The organism is Kitasatospora sp. NPDC058170 (genome assembly GCF_042883905.1).
Lineage (GTDB): Bacteria > Actinomycetota > Actinomycetes > Streptomycetales > Streptomycetaceae > Kitasatospora.
In genome coordinates this window covers 88,011-101,713 of sequence record NZ_JBHVUV010000022.1, presented here as the reverse complement: position 1 = coordinate 101,713, position 13,703 = coordinate 88,011, and the positions used below count along the sequence as shown (strand labels likewise).

At 74.4% G+C, this 13,703-nt stretch carries 13 protein-coding genes and 1 pseudogene; 9 read left to right on the top strand and 5 right to left on the bottom strand.

Going from position 1 to position 13,703, the window contains the following annotated elements:
• Positions 1-3 precede the first annotated feature (3 nt).
• Complete coding sequence (locus tag ACFVVX_RS24675) at positions 4-1,608, bottom strand: carboxyl transferase domain-containing protein (RefSeq protein ID WP_387948772.1); 1,605 nt, start codon at positions 1,606-1,608, stop codon at positions 4-6.
• A gap of 236 nt (positions 1,609-1,844) precedes the next feature.
• Here ACFVVX_RS24675 and ACFVVX_RS24670 point away from each other — a divergent pair, with 236 nt between their 5' ends.
• Positions 1,845-2,906, top strand: a complete 1,062-nt coding sequence (locus ACFVVX_RS24670) for an NAD(P)-dependent oxidoreductase (RefSeq protein WP_387948771.1) — start codon at positions 1,845-1,847, stop codon at positions 2,904-2,906.
• A gap of 52 nt (positions 2,907-2,958) precedes the next feature.
• Here the strand turns inward: ACFVVX_RS24670 and ACFVVX_RS24665 are convergent, their stop codons facing one another.
• On the bottom strand, positions 2,959-3,720 hold the full coding sequence (locus tag ACFVVX_RS24665; RefSeq protein WP_387948770.1) for a maleylpyruvate isomerase family mycothiol-dependent enzyme: 762 nt from the start codon (positions 3,718-3,720) through the stop codon (positions 2,959-2,961).
• 64 nt (positions 3,721-3,784) lie between these two features.
• Between ACFVVX_RS24665 and ACFVVX_RS24660 the strand changes: the two genes are divergently transcribed.
• From ACFVVX_RS24660 to ACFVVX_RS24650, 3 genes are all read left to right on the top strand, one after another.
• Complete coding sequence (locus ACFVVX_RS24660) at positions 3,785-4,798, top strand: MerR family transcriptional regulator (protein WP_387948769.1); 1,014 nt, start codon at positions 3,785-3,787, stop codon at positions 4,796-4,798.
• A gap of 151 nt (positions 4,799-4,949) precedes the next feature.
• On the top strand, positions 4,950-5,663 hold the full coding sequence (locus ACFVVX_RS24655; RefSeq protein WP_387948768.1) for a carbon-nitrogen hydrolase family protein: 714 nt from the start codon (positions 4,950-4,952) through the stop codon (positions 5,661-5,663).
• Positions 5,664-5,824: 161 nt separating this feature from the next.
• Entirely contained in the window at positions 5,825-5,980 is a 156-nt protein-coding gene (locus ACFVVX_RS24650; protein ID WP_387948845.1) for a hypothetical protein, read from the top strand.
• Between the two features lie 61 nt (positions 5,981-6,041).
• Here ACFVVX_RS24650 and ACFVVX_RS24645 read toward each other — a convergent pair whose 3' ends face one another.
• Positions 6,042-6,947 (bottom strand): alpha/beta fold hydrolase, encoded by a 906-nt coding sequence (locus ACFVVX_RS24645; RefSeq protein ID WP_387948767.1) that lies wholly within the window; start codon positions 6,945-6,947, stop codon positions 6,042-6,044.
• Positions 6,948-7,068: 121 nt separating this feature from the next.
• Positions 7,069-7,424: pseudogene (locus ACFVVX_RS24640) on the bottom strand (site-specific integrase); the annotation flags it as partial.
• 502 nt (positions 7,425-7,926) lie between these two features.
• On the opposite strand from ACFVVX_RS24640, the gene ACFVVX_RS24635 reads away from it, so the two are divergent.
• The 5 genes from ACFVVX_RS24635 (at position 7,927) to ACFVVX_RS24615 (ending at position 11,423) form a co-directional block, all read left to right on the top strand.
• Positions 7,927-8,331, top strand: coding sequence for a DoxX-like family protein (locus ACFVVX_RS24635; RefSeq protein ID WP_387948766.1), 405 nt, complete (start codon positions 7,927-7,929; stop codon positions 8,329-8,331).
• A gap of 116 nt (positions 8,332-8,447) precedes the next feature.
• A complete protein-coding gene (locus tag ACFVVX_RS24630; protein WP_387948765.1) occupies positions 8,448-9,452 on the top strand; it encodes a DUF3419 family protein in 1,005 nt (334 codons plus the stop codon).
• The gene (locus ACFVVX_RS24625; RefSeq protein ID WP_387948764.1) at positions 9,449-10,228 is read left to right on the top strand and encodes a DUF2071 domain-containing protein; all 780 of its coding nucleotides are present in this window, start codon (positions 9,449-9,451) and stop codon (positions 10,226-10,228) included. Before ACFVVX_RS24630 ends, ACFVVX_RS24625 begins: the two co-directional genes overlap by 4 nt.
• A complete protein-coding gene (locus tag ACFVVX_RS24620; protein ID WP_387948763.1) occupies positions 10,225-10,995 on the top strand; it encodes a class I SAM-dependent methyltransferase in 771 nt (256 codons plus the stop codon). Before ACFVVX_RS24625 ends, ACFVVX_RS24620 begins: the two co-directional genes overlap by 4 nt.
• The gene (locus ACFVVX_RS24615; RefSeq protein WP_387948762.1) at positions 10,992-11,423 is read left to right on the top strand and encodes a hypothetical protein; all 432 of its coding nucleotides are present in this window, start codon (positions 10,992-10,994) and stop codon (positions 11,421-11,423) included. The genes ACFVVX_RS24620 and ACFVVX_RS24615 overlap by 4 nt, the downstream gene beginning before the upstream one ends.
• A gap of 279 nt (positions 11,424-11,702) precedes the next feature.
• Here ACFVVX_RS24615 and ACFVVX_RS24610 read toward each other — a convergent pair whose 3' ends face one another.
• A complete protein-coding gene (locus ACFVVX_RS24610) occupies positions 11,703-12,980 on the bottom strand; it encodes a family 16 glycosylhydrolase (protein WP_387948761.1) in 1,278 nt (425 codons plus the stop codon).
• Between the last annotated feature and the right edge of the window lie 723 nt (positions 12,981-13,703).

The following is a 13,703-nucleotide window of genomic DNA, read 5'->3' as shown; positions in this document are numbered from 1 at the left end:
GGGTCAGCGGGTGAGTACGTCCCCCAGCCGCCGGTGCCGCCGGGCCCGGGCGGCCAGCCGCTCCGCCTCCGGTACGCCGGTGAGCCCGTCGAGCGCCGCGCCGACCGCCCGGCCGAGCCGGTCGCAGAAGGCCGCGGGCTCCTCGGCGGCGTCGGGCCGCTCGGGGACGACGGTGTCCACCAGCCCGACCTCCGCCAGGTCGAAGGCCCCGATGCCCTGGGCCCGGGCGAGCTCGGCGGCGTGCGCGCCGTCCCGGTGGACGATCGCGGAGGCGCCCTCGGGCGGGAGTGGCGCCAGCCAGGCGTGTTCGGCGGCGAGTACCCGGTCGGCGGGCAGCAGGGCGAGCGCGCCGCCGCCCGAACCCTGGCCGAGCAGGACGGCCAGGACCGGGGTGCGCAGCGCGAGCAGGATGGTCAGGCAGTGCGCGATCTCGATCGCCACCCCGTCGAGCTCGGCCTGGGCGGACAGCTCCGCGCCCGCCGTGTCCACCACCGTCACCAGCGACAGCCCGAGCTGCTCGGCGAGGCGGGCGGTCCGCCGGACGGCGCGCAGGTCGGCGGCGGTGAAGGGGCGCTCCCGGCCGGCGGGCGCGCGCTCCTGCCCGACCACCAGGACGGGGTGCCCGTGCAGCACGGCGAGCGCCCGCACCAGTGCGCCGTCCCGGCCGCCCGGCGCGTCCAGCAGGACCAGCTCCTCGGTGCCGCGGCGCAGCAGCTCGCGGGTGCCGGGCCGGTCGGGGCGGCGGGTGCGCTGCACGGAGTCCCAGGAGTCGGGGGAGTCCGGACCCGCCGGGCGGGCGGCCTGCGAGGCTTCCTGCTCCTCGGCCGTCCCCTTGTCCTGCGCCGTCCCCTTGTCCTGCGCCGTCCTCTTCTCCTCTGTCGTCCTCTTCTCCGCCGGCCGGTCCGCCCGGGTCGGCCCCGGCCCCCTGGTCAGTACGGACAGTGAGCGCCGCAGCACCTCCCGCAGCTCATCCGGGGCCACCACGGCGTCGACCAGCCCGCGCCCGGCGAGCGTCTCGGCCCGCTGGACGTCCGCCGGCAGCTCCACGCCGCGCAGCTCCTCGTAGACGCGCGGTCCGAGGAACCCGAGCCGCGCCCCCGGCTCGGCGAACACCAGCTGCCCGAGCGTGCCCCAGGAGGCGAACACCCCGCCCATCGTCGGGTTGCGCAGATAGGTGAGGTACGGCAGTCCGGCGGCCCGGTGCGCCTGGACGGCGGAGGTGATCCGCAGCATGCACAGGAACGCCGCCGACCCCTCCTGCATCCGTGTGCCGCCGGAGACCGGCAGTGCGACCAGCGGCAGGCGCTCGGCCGTCGCCCGCTCCACGGCCCGGGTGATCCGTTCGGCCGTGGCGACCCCGATCGATCCGCCGAGGAACCCGAACTCGGAGGCCACCAGCGCCACCGGCCGACCGTCGAGCAGCCCGGCCCCGGTGACGACCGCCTCGTCCGCCCCGGTCCGCTCCCGGGCCCGGGCGAGCGCCGCCCGGTACCCGTCGTCGGCCGGCTCGGCGCCGGTCGGCTCGTCCCAGCTCCGGAAGCTCCCCGGATCCACCAGCAACCCGATCAACTGCCGTGCCGTCAAGCCGGTCGCACTTCCCGTAGCCATCGCCCTGCCCACCCCCAGACGCCGCCGCACACCGGACAAGATCCACCCTACGCATCCCGGCCGCGCCGGGCGGTGGGCGACGTGCGGGTGTGAGCAGCCTGACAGCGCCGCGCCCACCGGTCCGTGGGCGCCCTTCAGACGGGTGGAGGGCGCCGGCTTCGGGTCGCGTGACCGGTGCGTGCACGACTGGCGCCGGGTACGCAGTAGGGTCCGTGCGGGGAGAGGGGGTCGCCGGTATGGAACGGGCCCGAGTGTTGCTGTTGGACGCGGCTCCCGGCGAGTTGCTCGGCCGGGAGCTGGAACGCCTGCTCGGCCACGGACTGGCCGTCACACTGAACCTGCGGCGGGTGGCCGACCACGACGGGGTGCGGGCCGCCTGGGCCGGCCGGGTGGACTTCACCGACATCGACGGCTTCGACGAGGCCGCGCTGATCGCCGAGACCGTCCGGGGCGGGATCGGCTACCACGCGGTCAAGTCCCGGGCGGGGGTGCCGCTTCGCGCCGCGTTCCTGGCGGCGGCCACCGATCCCGCGCTGGCCAACCGGCTCCGGGTGATCGGCCGGGCGGGGGCCGGGACCGACCATGTCGAGCTGGCCGCCGCCGCCCGGCACGGGGTCGCCGTCACCCACACCCCGGCTTCCAACGCGAACGCGGTCGCCGAGTTCGCCCTGGCTCAGCTGTTCGCCGTGACGAGATCCCTCGTCGCCCACAACGAGTCGGCGCACCGCGGCAGTTGGTGTCCATCGGAAACGCCCGCGGTGGAGCTGTCGGAGCTGACCCTGGGCATCGTCGGCCTGGGCCGGATCGGCCGGGCGCTGGCCGAACGGGCGAAAGCCCTGGGCCTGGCGGTCCAGGGCCTCGCCCGCCGCCCCGCCGAGCCGGACCGGGTGCCGCGGGCCGCCTCCCTCACCGGGCTGCTGGCGACCAGTGACGTGGTCTCCCTGCACCTGCCGCTCACCGCGCAGACCCGGGGCCTGATCGGCCGGGCGGAGCTGGCGCTGATGCGGCCGGGGGCGATCCTGCTGAACACCGCCCGCGGTGGGATCGTCGACGAGCAGGCGCTGGCCGACGCGCTGCGCGACCCCGCGCATCCGCTCGCCGCGGCCGCCGTCGACACCTTCGAGCACGAGCACGCCGCGTTCGCCTCGCCGCTGTTCGGTCTGCCCAACGCCCTGCTGACCCCGCACGTCGCCGGGATGACCCGGACCGCGATGGCCACGGCGGCCCTGCGCTGCGCCGACCACATCGCGGCGCTGCTCGCCGGACGCCCGGCCGGCGTACCCGTGGTGACCGCCTGACGGCTGCGGCTGTGGCTACGGCTCCCGCGCGGACCCGGCGGCCCGGCAGGACCTAGAGCGCCGTGTGGGCCAGCCAGTGGTCCAGCAGCGCGCGGTCGCCCGTCACCGTCACCCGGCCGTCCTGCGGCGGGACCCGGCGGGAGAACACCAGCACGAGGTCCACCACCGCCCCCGACACCACCACGTCGGCCTCGACCGGCCCGCGCTCCCACCGCAGCGCCTCGGGCGCCCTGGTGATCACCCAGCCCTCCGCGGACTGCGGCCGGAACCCGATCCGCTCGCCCCGGCCGCGCAGTTCGGCGACCGCCGGTCGGATCGCCGCGAAGCCGGGCGTGGACAGCAGGTCCAGGTTCTCGCTGATCACATCGGCCGCGAGGTCCTCGGCGACCACGAACGCGGTGTCCGTCGCGGACGCCGCGTCGTAGTGGTGGACGCAGGTGTCGCTCAGCGCCCTGCGCAGCCAGAAGGCCGCCGGCCGGGGCCCGATGAAGGTGGGCAGCCGGGTGTCCGCGCCGGTCCGCCGGATCGCGCCGATCAGCTCCTCCGCCCCCTCGTGCAGCCACCGGGCCCACCCCTCCGGGGCGCCGGGGTCGGCCTCCCGCGGGTCGGGGACGGGCAGTTGCTCGCGCCTGCGGACGAGTTCGGCCGCCCACCGGTGCTCCTGGCCGAGGTGCCCGACGAGGGTGCGCAGCGGCCATGCCGGGCAGGTGGGCACCGGGGTGTCCGGGTCCCTTCCGGCGATCGCGCGGGTGAAGCCTGCGGTCTGCTCCCGCAGGCCCGCCACGAGCCGTGCGGTGTCCGGCGTCGACGTCATCACGAACGCTCCTCTCGGTGGGTGTCGCCGGTACGGTAGGACCTCCAGTCCGGTGGAGGTTCAAGTGCCTTTGCTCGATGAGACGTTCGGGATCGGCGAGCTGGCGCGGCTGACCGGTGTGCCGGTGCGGACCATCCGCTTCTACTGCGACGAGGGCATCGTCGACTCGGTGCGCAGCACGGGCGGGCACCGCAGGTTCGACCCGGCGGCCGTGGAGCGGCTCGGCCTGGTCAGACGGCTGCGCGGGCTCGGGCTGGGACTGCCCTCGATCAGGCACGTGCTCGACGGCGAACGCTCCGTGGCCGAGGCGGTGGCGGTCGAGCGGGCCGCGCTCGACGTGCGGATCGCGGACCTGTCCTGGCGGCGGGCCTCGCTGCGCGCGGTCGAGGAGGCCGGGCCGGCGGACCGGGCCGGCCGGCTGGAGCTGCTGGCCGCGGTGGAGAACGGGGGCGCCGCCCGCGACGCGTTGATCGACTTCTGGAGGCGGACGCTTCCCGCCCCGGTGCCCGGGGCGGTGCTGACGGCGTTCGTGGCCATGGCGGTGCCCGAGCCGCCCGCCGACCCGACCCCGCCGCAGGTGGTCGCGTTCGCCGAACTGTTCGCGCTGGCGGGTGACCGGGCGCTGACCCGCATCCTGCTGTCCATGGCGCGGGCCGACGCCGAACTGGTCGCCGACCGGACCGCGCTGATGAACGGGATCGGCGAGGCGTGTGCGCTGGCCCGGCCCCTGGTGCGGGCGGGCGAGCCGCCCCGGGCGGGGCCCGAGCTGGACCGGTTCGTCGCGGCACACGCCGCGGTGCGCGGCGGCGGCGACACCCCGCGGTTCAGGGGCCGGCTGCTGGCCCACGTGGCCGCCGACCGCGACCCGCGGATGCGCCGCTACTGGCGGCTGGTGGCCGAGGCCGGCGGCGACGCGTCCGCTCTCGGGCTGGCCCACCTGTGGCTGACCGACGCCCTGGAACGCTCCGTCGGTGGCGTCGGGGCGGGCGGTGCCTGCGGTCCCACCGGTCCCGCCGGGGTGGGGACGGCCCGATCGGCGGCCGGGCCGCCGATCGCAGGTGCGGCGCCGAGCGGCTGACGGGGCTTGATACTGGTGGGCTCGCGTATTCAACTGTCGCGAGTTGTCGGTGCTGCTGAGCGCGGCGGTGACTTTCCGTGATCTCCAGCGCGTTCTCGTCCTGTGGGGCCCGGGTTCTTCCGCGGCCCGGTCGTCGGCGATGATGGAGGCCATGATCGTCGCAGCCACCCAGTTTGCCCCGGTCGCCGGGGACATCGACGCCAACGTCCGTACCATTGCCGGGCTGATCCGGGCCGCAGGGGCCGACGGCGCCCGCATGGTCGTCTTCGCCGAGCTCGCAGTGACCGGCTACGAGCCGACGCTGATCCGCGACACCCCCGGCCTCGTCCTCACCGAGGACGACGCCCGCCTCGAACCCGTACGGGAGGCGTGCCGCCTCGTCTCGGCGGCGGCGGTCGTCAACGGTCCCGTGCACACGGCGGAGGGTCGGCCCACGGTCACCTCGCTCGTCATCGGTCCGGACGGCGGACTTCTCGCCCAGTACGACAAGCAGCACCTGTACGGCATCGAGCAGGAGGTCTTCGCAGCGGGTGGCCGGGACGGCCGCTTCGAGTTGGAGGGCATCCGGTTCGCGCTGGCCACGTGCTACGACAACCGCTTCCCGGAGCTCGCCGAGCGGGCCGCCGCCGACGGCTGCACCGTCTACCTGGCGAGCTCGGTGCTCTCCGCCGACAACGACTCGTTCGAGAAGGTCTATCCGGTGCGGGCCCGGGAGTTCGGTCTCCACGTGGTGCTCGGCAACGTCCTCGGCAACAACGAGGACGGCGTGGGCTGCGGCGCCGCCGGTGCCTGGGGCCCGGACGGCGAACGGACCGCCGACGCTGGCACCGAGGCACCGGGCCACGTGCTCGCCGAGGTCGGCTGATGCGGCGCTTGGAACATCCATGCCAGATCGTGCGCTAAGGCCCGGTCGGTCTCGGGAGGCCGTTGACCAGGGCTGATCGTGCGGTTGAACCTTCGCGGGTCGATGTTGTCGATCTTCAGAGGGCCGTTGTGGCGGTCGGGTTTCTGACAGATGACGGTCGGTTGCACTTCGCTGGGCTGGAGCCGGAGCCGGCCTCGCTGCTGGAGCTGCGGGCGGCGGTGAACGCGATGCTCCCGCGGGTGGACCTGCCCGAGGTGCTGCTGGAGGTGTTCTCCTGGACCGGCGCCGACCAGGCGTTCGCCGCCGATGAGGGATGAGCTCCGTCAGGCGGCATTTATGATGGCGCGTTGACGGAAGTCCTGCTCGACGTTCCGCTCTCTATGCAATGTGCTCGCGAATTATTTCGCCGATCTGTCGAGGAAGTCCGGGCGAGAACAATGAGTGCCCCATTCCCGGAATCTGCTGGAATCGGGAGTGAGGGACTTCCTCGGCGAGGGCGCGGCCGTGCGGGAGCGGGCGGAGGGGGTCTTCGGTGCCGTGTACGACCAGTGTCGGGGCCTTGATCGAGGATAGCGGCACCAGACGGTCTTCGGTCATGTGACGGCCGGCCAGGTCATGGTTGAGGGCCGCAGTGTGGTTACTGGTCCGGTCGAAGGAGGCTTGCGCGAAGCGCCGAGCGGCAGGCTCGTCGAACGGAAGGACGTCGCCGTTGAGCACACGCCACGTCTCCAGGTTCGCCGTGACGTACTCGTCGCGAGTCCCCTGCGGGAGGGCGGCGCGCTGTGCAAGGTGCGTCAGGAAGCGGGCTGCGGGCGGTGGCAAGTCGCTTGGGTCGGGCGCCTGGCCGGCCATGGCGCGCGCCCAGGCTGGGCCCGCACTGTGGCCCATCGGGCCGGTCATTGTCGCGGTCAGGGTCAGCACGCGTTCAGGGCGGTGCACGGCCAGCCATTGGCCGATGGCGCCACCCAGAGACGCTCCAACGATGTGCGCGGCAGCTACCCCGTAGCCGTCGAGTACCGCCGTCGCATCGGCGGCCATGTCCGCCAACGCGTAGGGGTGCGTGGTGAAGTCCACGCAACTGGACCGGCCGGTGTCGCGATGGTCGTAGCGGATGACCTGGCGACCACCCGCGACCAGCACATCCACCAGCTCGTCCGGCCATCCGATGCCCGGTGAGGCGGTACCCATCACCATCAGGACCGCTGGGTCGTTGGAGGCGCCGACCCGTTCGGTCCACAGCCGCAATTCACCGGATTCGACAATTAATTCAGCACGCGCAGTCATGGCTGCCAACATAGCGAACAGGTAGGCAATTTTCCATCACGGCAGTCGATATGACTTTCCATTACTATTCTGGTAAAATACTGAATAGTTCCCGGAGGTGCCGGCTGGACCGAGTGGGCACTTACCGCTTGCTGTCGCCTGGGGCGAGCCGGCTGGTGACCTCGGCGATCGCGTCCGGGGGAGGCTTGAAGTAGCGTCGGACGTTCTCCGGCTTCTTGTGCCGGGACTTGGCCGCCAGCATCAGCAGGCTCGCGCCGGTGTCGCCGAGGTGGGCCGGGCCGGAGTGGCGGTACTCGTGCAGGTCCCAGCCCGTACCGGGTCCCCGTAGTGCAGTGTGCTCGTCCAGCGGCGCGCGGGCCTGCAGGAGAGGCGGGCGAGCCCAGTGCCGGGGCAGATGTCGCGCGGGCCGACGACCTTGCCGGGACCGGGGTGGCGGTGGGTGGCAAACACGGGTCCGCGGGTGCACCCCTTGAGTAGGGGCCTGGGCGAGGGTCGGCCGTTCGCCTCGGTGGAGGTGTGGGACGACTTCCCCACCGCCCCGGTGCCGGCGCTCCGTCAGGTGCCCACGGCGGCGATCCGGCCTTGGCGCACGATCTGGCATGGGTTCCTCAAGCCCCGAATCCCGAAGTTACGTCACGGCCCGGGAGGGGCACTCGCAGGAGGAGGGAGCCCTGGCCGCGGCCTCGGTCGCTCAGCGGGGCTCACGAGAACTCGCGGGATGTCGCACGGGCGCGCCCGTCCGGGAGGTCCGGGTGGTGGTGCTCCGCTTCCCCGGGCGGCTCCCTGGGGGACCTCCCCGGATGGTTCCCGGGGTGGCCTCCGCAGGTGAGCTCCGCGAGCGAGTTGAACATGTTCAAATCGTTCGCCATGATGATCCCGGCAGGGAACGGGCCGCCGACCGAGGAGGTCTCGGCCGCCCTGTGGTGCCCCGGCGCGGCTGGCGTCGGGGTGTCGGAGCATCGAGAGGGGGGCGTCCGTCGTGCCCGAGAGCTGGCGAAACCGGCTGGCCGCTGTGGCGGTCGCGCTGATGTGGGGCTACGAGGGCCTCTGGTGCAAGATCTTTCCCGGCCGCGCCGACCAACGCGGCATCGTCGAGGGGGTGCCGCTGCTGCCCGAGGCGGCGGTGACGCCGCTGCTGATCGCGATCGGGCTCGCCGAGCTGGCGATCGGGGTGTGGGTGCTCAGCGGGCGCCGGGCCCGGCTCGCCGCCGGGGTGCAGACCCTGCTGGTGGTCGGATTCAACGCGGGCGGGCTGCTGTTCGGCGCCGACCGCATTCCGGAGCCCGGTCGGCTGGTGGTCCAGGACCTCGCCTTCCTCGCCCTGATCTGGACGGTGGCCGCGGGCCACCGGGTCCACCGTCCGACAGCCCTCCTCGCCACATGAGCGGGAACCGGAGGGGTGCGAGCCGGGTGGGTGCGGGCCGCGTAGGTGCGGGCCGGGACGGCGGGACCCGGGCGGGTGCGAGCGACACCCCGTGGGCCGAGGGTCGGCTGTTCACCGTGCAGACCCGGCCCCGCGTGCTGTTCGGGCGGATGTACGAGGACCCTGCTGTCGAGCTGGCGGCCTTCCCGCCCCCCGGCGCCCGGGTGCTCTGCATCGCCTCGGCGGGCGACACCGCCGGCGTCCTCGCCGCGGCCGGCTACCGGGTGACCGCCGTTGACCTCAACCCCGTGCAGCTCGCCTACGCCCGTGCCCGGCTGGAGGACGGAGCGCCCGCCGTGGCGGGCTCCGCCGAGCGGCTGCTGGCCGCCGGCCGGGCCGCCGCGGGCGCTGTCCTGCCGGCCTGGCGCCCGGCGGCCCTGGAGCGGTTCCTGCGGCTGGACGATCCGGCCGAGCAGGCCCGGCACTGGCACCGGGAACTCGACGGCCCCGGCCTGCGACTGCTGCTGGGCGGCGTGCTGCGCCCGGCCGGCGCACTGGTCGGCGGGGTGCGCCCGGCCTTCTGCGGCGTCCTGCCGCGCCGCGCCGACACGGTGCTGCGCACCCGTCTCCGACGGGGGCTCACCCGGTACCCCAACGCGGCCAACCCCTGGGCCTGGCGCCTGCTGCTCGGCCGCGAACCGGTCGGCGGTGAACCGGCCCTCGCCCCGCCGCTCGGCCGCGAACCGGTCGGCGGCGGCCGACCCGATGGCGAACCGTCCGCCCGCGCCGGAACCCCGGCGGTCCGCCTGCTGGCCGGAGACGTCGTCGAGCACCTGGAGCGCTCGCCGAACGGCGCGTACGACGCCGTCACCCTCTCCAACGTCCTGGACGGCCCGGGCGCCGCCTTCGCCCACCGCCTGCGGGAGGCCGTCCGGCACGCCGTGCGCCCGGGCGGCGTCGCCGTCCTGCGCAGCATCCGGGAGCCGGGGCCCGGCGGTCCGGGCGCCGCCGCCGAGGACCGATCCATGCTCTGGGGCGTCGTCCGGGTGGTCCGACTGCCCCTCGAACCCTCCTCCCCACCGCACCACCAGACACCGCACCACCAGACACCGCACCACCCGACCCGGAGGAGCCTGCCGTGAGGCACCTGCTGCAACGCCACCCCTTCCCGATGAGGACCCGCTTCGCGCACTCGCTGGTCCTCACCTACGCGCTGCCGCCGGAGCTGCTCGCCCCCCTGGTGCCGCCCGGGCTCGACCTGGACACCTACACCGCCCCGGACGGCACCGCGCACGGGTTCGTCGCCGCGGCCCTGGTGGACACCCGCGGGCTGCGCCCGGCCGGGCTGCCGGCCCGGTTCGGCGGCGACTTCGTGCTCACCGGCTACCGGGTCTTCACCCGCTTCCCGACCCCCGGCGGGCGGACCATGCGCGGTCTGCGCATCCTCCGCAGCGACACCGACCACCGGCTGATGGTGACCGGCGGCAACCTGTTCTCCCGCTACAACTACCGCCTCGCCCGGATCGGCACCCGGGTGGTCGGCGACACCCTGGAGTTCAAGGTGCTCAGCTGCGACGGCCGCGCCGACCTGGAGGTGCGGGCGGACCTGGCGAGCGGCCCGGCGCCGCTGCCCGCCGGCAGCCCGTTCGCCGACGCGCGCGCCGCCCGCCGCTTCGCCGGTCCACTGCCCTACACCTTCGAGTACGAGCCGCAGACCCGGTCCATGATCGTGGTGAAGGCCGCCCGCACCCGGTGGGAGCCGGTGCCGGTGACGGTCGAGGTGCCCCGGCTGACGTTCTTCGACCACGGCCCGTTCGCCGGGAGCACCCCGCAGCTGGCCAACGCCTTCCACGTCGCGGACGTCGACTACGGCTGGGAGGCGGGCAGCCGCCGCGCGCTGACGGGCGCGGCCCGGTGACCGGCACGACCGCCCGGCCGGAGCAGCGGTTCTCCGGCGTCCGCGAGGTCGCCATGTTCAACTGGCCGCTCTACGCCGCGGGGATTTCCGCCGCGGCCGCCGGCTGGGGGCTCTCCCGGCGGCTCACGGGGGCGCCCGCCGCACTCGTGCGCACCGGCACGCTGGGCGCGGCCGGCCTGCTCGCCACCAGCACGCTCGCCACCTGGAGCGTCTACGACCGCTCCGAGCTGCGCTCCTTCGACTGGCTGCCGGACCTCCTGCCGGACGGCCCGGGCGACCACCTGGTCGTCTCCACCGGGCTCGACGAGGCCAGCGGGCCGATCGCCGCCCGCTGGCCCGACGGCCGGCAGCTGATCGCCGACCTCTTCGACCCCGAGCTGATGACCGAGGGCTCGATCCGCCGCGCCCGCCGCCACGCGCCGCCCGCCCCCGGCGCCCGGCCCGGCCGCCCGGACGCGCTGCCCGCCGCGAGCGCGGCCCTGGACACCGTGGTCTGCCTCTTCGCCGCCCACGAGCTACGCCGCCCCGCCGACCGGACGGCCCTGTTCGGCGAGTGCGCGCGCGTGCTGCGCCCCGGCGGCACCCTGCTGCTGGTCGAGCACCTGCGCGACGGCGCCAACACGGCCGTGTACGGGCCCGGCGCCTGGCACTTCCTGTCGCGCGGCACCTGGCTGGGCCACGCCGCCGAGGCCGGGCTGCGCACGGCCCGCGAGCGCCGGATCGCCGGCCTGGTCACCGCGTTCGCCTTCCGGAAGGCGGCCTCGTGAACGAGCTGCTGTCGCTGGAAGGTCAGTTGAGGCTGGTCGGCGCCGTCCTGGTGGGTGTCGGACTGTTCCACGCCCTGCTGCCGCGGGTGATCGGCTGGCCCGCCGACCTGGCCGGAACGACCCTGCTGACCCGCCAGGTCTCCTACGCCCACCTGTTCTTCATCGCGCTGACCTGCGTCCTGCTCGGGCTGCTGCCGCTCTGCCTGGCGCCGGACCTGCTCGCCGGCACGCCGCTCGGCACCGCGCTGCTCGCCGGGCAGGTCCTCTTCTGGGGGATCCGCTGGCTCCTGGAGTTCGCTTACTTCTCACCCGGGCTGTGGCGCGGCGACGCGCTGCGCACCGCCGGCCACATCGCCCTCTCCGTGCTGTGGACCTGGGTCACCGCGGTCTTCGCGGCGGGCCTGTGGCACGTGCTGCGGACGGGCTGACGCCCACCGGGCCCGACCGCGGGGCCACCGGCTCTGCCGCCGGACGGATCCGATGGACCCTCACCCCGGCTCCCGGGCATCGTCTTCCCGCCGTGCCCGGCGCCACACCGTCGGTTTTCGGTCGACCCGGCACCCGCATGGACGGCCGCCCCCCGAGGGCACCGGGGCGCCCGATCGCTCGGAGGCCGCCGGCCCGACGTGCGGGCCGACGGCTGAGGAGAGTGCACGTGCACCCGGCGGAGGCGGTGCGGTGGTGGGCGGCCGCCTCCGCCGAGGGGGTCAGTGCTGCCAGACCCGCACGTAGTCGACCTGCATGTCGGCCGGGGTAGCCGACGGGCCGCCGCCGGACCAGACGGCGTTGTTCAGGATCAGGTACTGCGGCGAGGAGCTCACGCCCGTCGTGATCTGGCCGACCTGCTTGCCGTCGTAGTAGTACGTCACCGAGCCCGCCTTCCACTCGGCGCCGTAGGTGTGCCAGCCGCTGTAGTTGCCGGTGGCGCAGCCGCCCGGCCCGCCCGAGGGCGAGTGGTAGTGGTAGCAGGCCTGGCCGCCCAGGCCCTCCATGATGTCCATCTCGCCGTCGGCCGGCCAGTTGTGGCCGTCCGCCCAGAACGCCGGCCAGTTGGCGATCTGGGAGCCGTCGGCGGGCAGGTAGATCCGTGCCTCGAAGGCACCGTAGGTGAACTCGGCCTTGCCGTTGGAGGAGACCATGCCGGAACGGTACGGGTAGGTCTTGCCGTTGACGGTGGTCGGCTGCTGGGCGATGTTGAGGTGCAGCGAGCCGCCGCTGACGGTGGACTGCGACGGGGCGTAGGCCGCCAGCTCGATGTCCGGGTTGACCGGCTGCGTGGTGCAGGTCTGGCAGCCGAACCAGTTGGGCGTCCATTTGGCGCTGTCGACGCTGCTGCCGTTGAACTCGTCCGCGAAGACCTGGCGCCAGCTGCCCGCGATGCCCTGCGGGCCGCTGCCGCTGCCCGAGGGGCTGGCGGTGGGGCTCGCGGTGGGCGTGGCAGTCGGCGTGGCCGTCGGCGACGGGGTGGCGGTGGGCGTGGCGGTCGGGGTGGGCGTGGCGGTCGGCGTCGGGGTGGGTGTCGGGGTCACCGTGCCACCGCTCGACGTGAACGCGCGGACCGGCGTCAGGTTGTGCCAGCCGTCGGAGGCCTGGTACGCCACGAAGTACGTGTACGAGCCGGCCGGGAAGGTCCGGCTCTGGGGCGTGAAGGTCGTCGCCCGGGTGCTCAACGTGGTGGCGGCGGCCCCGGGGAAGTCGAAGTTGGCGCCGCTCGCCGAACGCACGGCGACGGTGAGGCTCTGCAGCTTGAGCCGCTTGTTCGCGTGCACCTTGGCGGTCGCGGTCACGGCCGAGCCCGGCGCGGGCGAGGCGGGCGTGATGGTGAGCGAGTCGACGGTGACCGGGTTGGTGGCCGCCTCGGACTGCACGGCCCAGGTCGCGGCGCCGGCGGTCACGGCCGTGGCCGTGAGTCCGGCGACGGCGAGCAGCTTCCAGGTCGCCGGCTTGGTACGGCGGTGTCGAGCGTTGTTGCGCAGGGTTGTCATGCCGTGGGAGCACCTTTCCTACCCCCCCTCAAGACCGACGGACTCCGTCCGCGGCAGGAGCGGAGGAGAGCCCGTCGAGGGGGGAGCCTGTGCGAACCGGCATGTCCTTCGCAACCTGCGCACCGTCAGCCTGAGCCCCTACCGCCGGTCAGACGGCGGTCCGTACGCAGACAGACCAGCAGGTCAGCCCGGGTGTCGGGGCTGCGATCCGGGGCCGGTGTGAGGTGTGGCACAAGTGACCGGGGGCACAGGGTTCGTCCGCTCAGCCGGACCCTCCTGTCCGTTCATCGGACCGCTCGGGCGCCCGGGGAGCGAGCCCGGTCGCCCGCCCCGCCACCGGTGCCCACCGGCGCCGGGGCGGGCGCCGTCGCACCGCGACGCCCGCCCGGTGCGCCGCCCCCCTGTCGGTGGCTGCTGAGAGGCTCTCGGCCGGCCGCAGGGCGCTCCCGACGCCCCTGCGGGGGGACCCCGATGGAACGCGACGAACTCCCGGTCGTCGTCGCTCAAGGCGATTCCGGCCAGGGCGTCCGCCGCGTCACCCTCGCCCGGGCGGTCACGCAGGGCCCGCTCCAACGTCTCGACCACGACCTCATGAGGCAGTGCGGGAGGGTTCTCGAAGCCCAGGTGGGAATGCATCCCGCGAGACGACGTGCCCCGCGCGATCCGCACTCGACCGGCAACAACGGGGCGAACGTCGCCTGAGGCGGGACTAGGCTGGTCGGT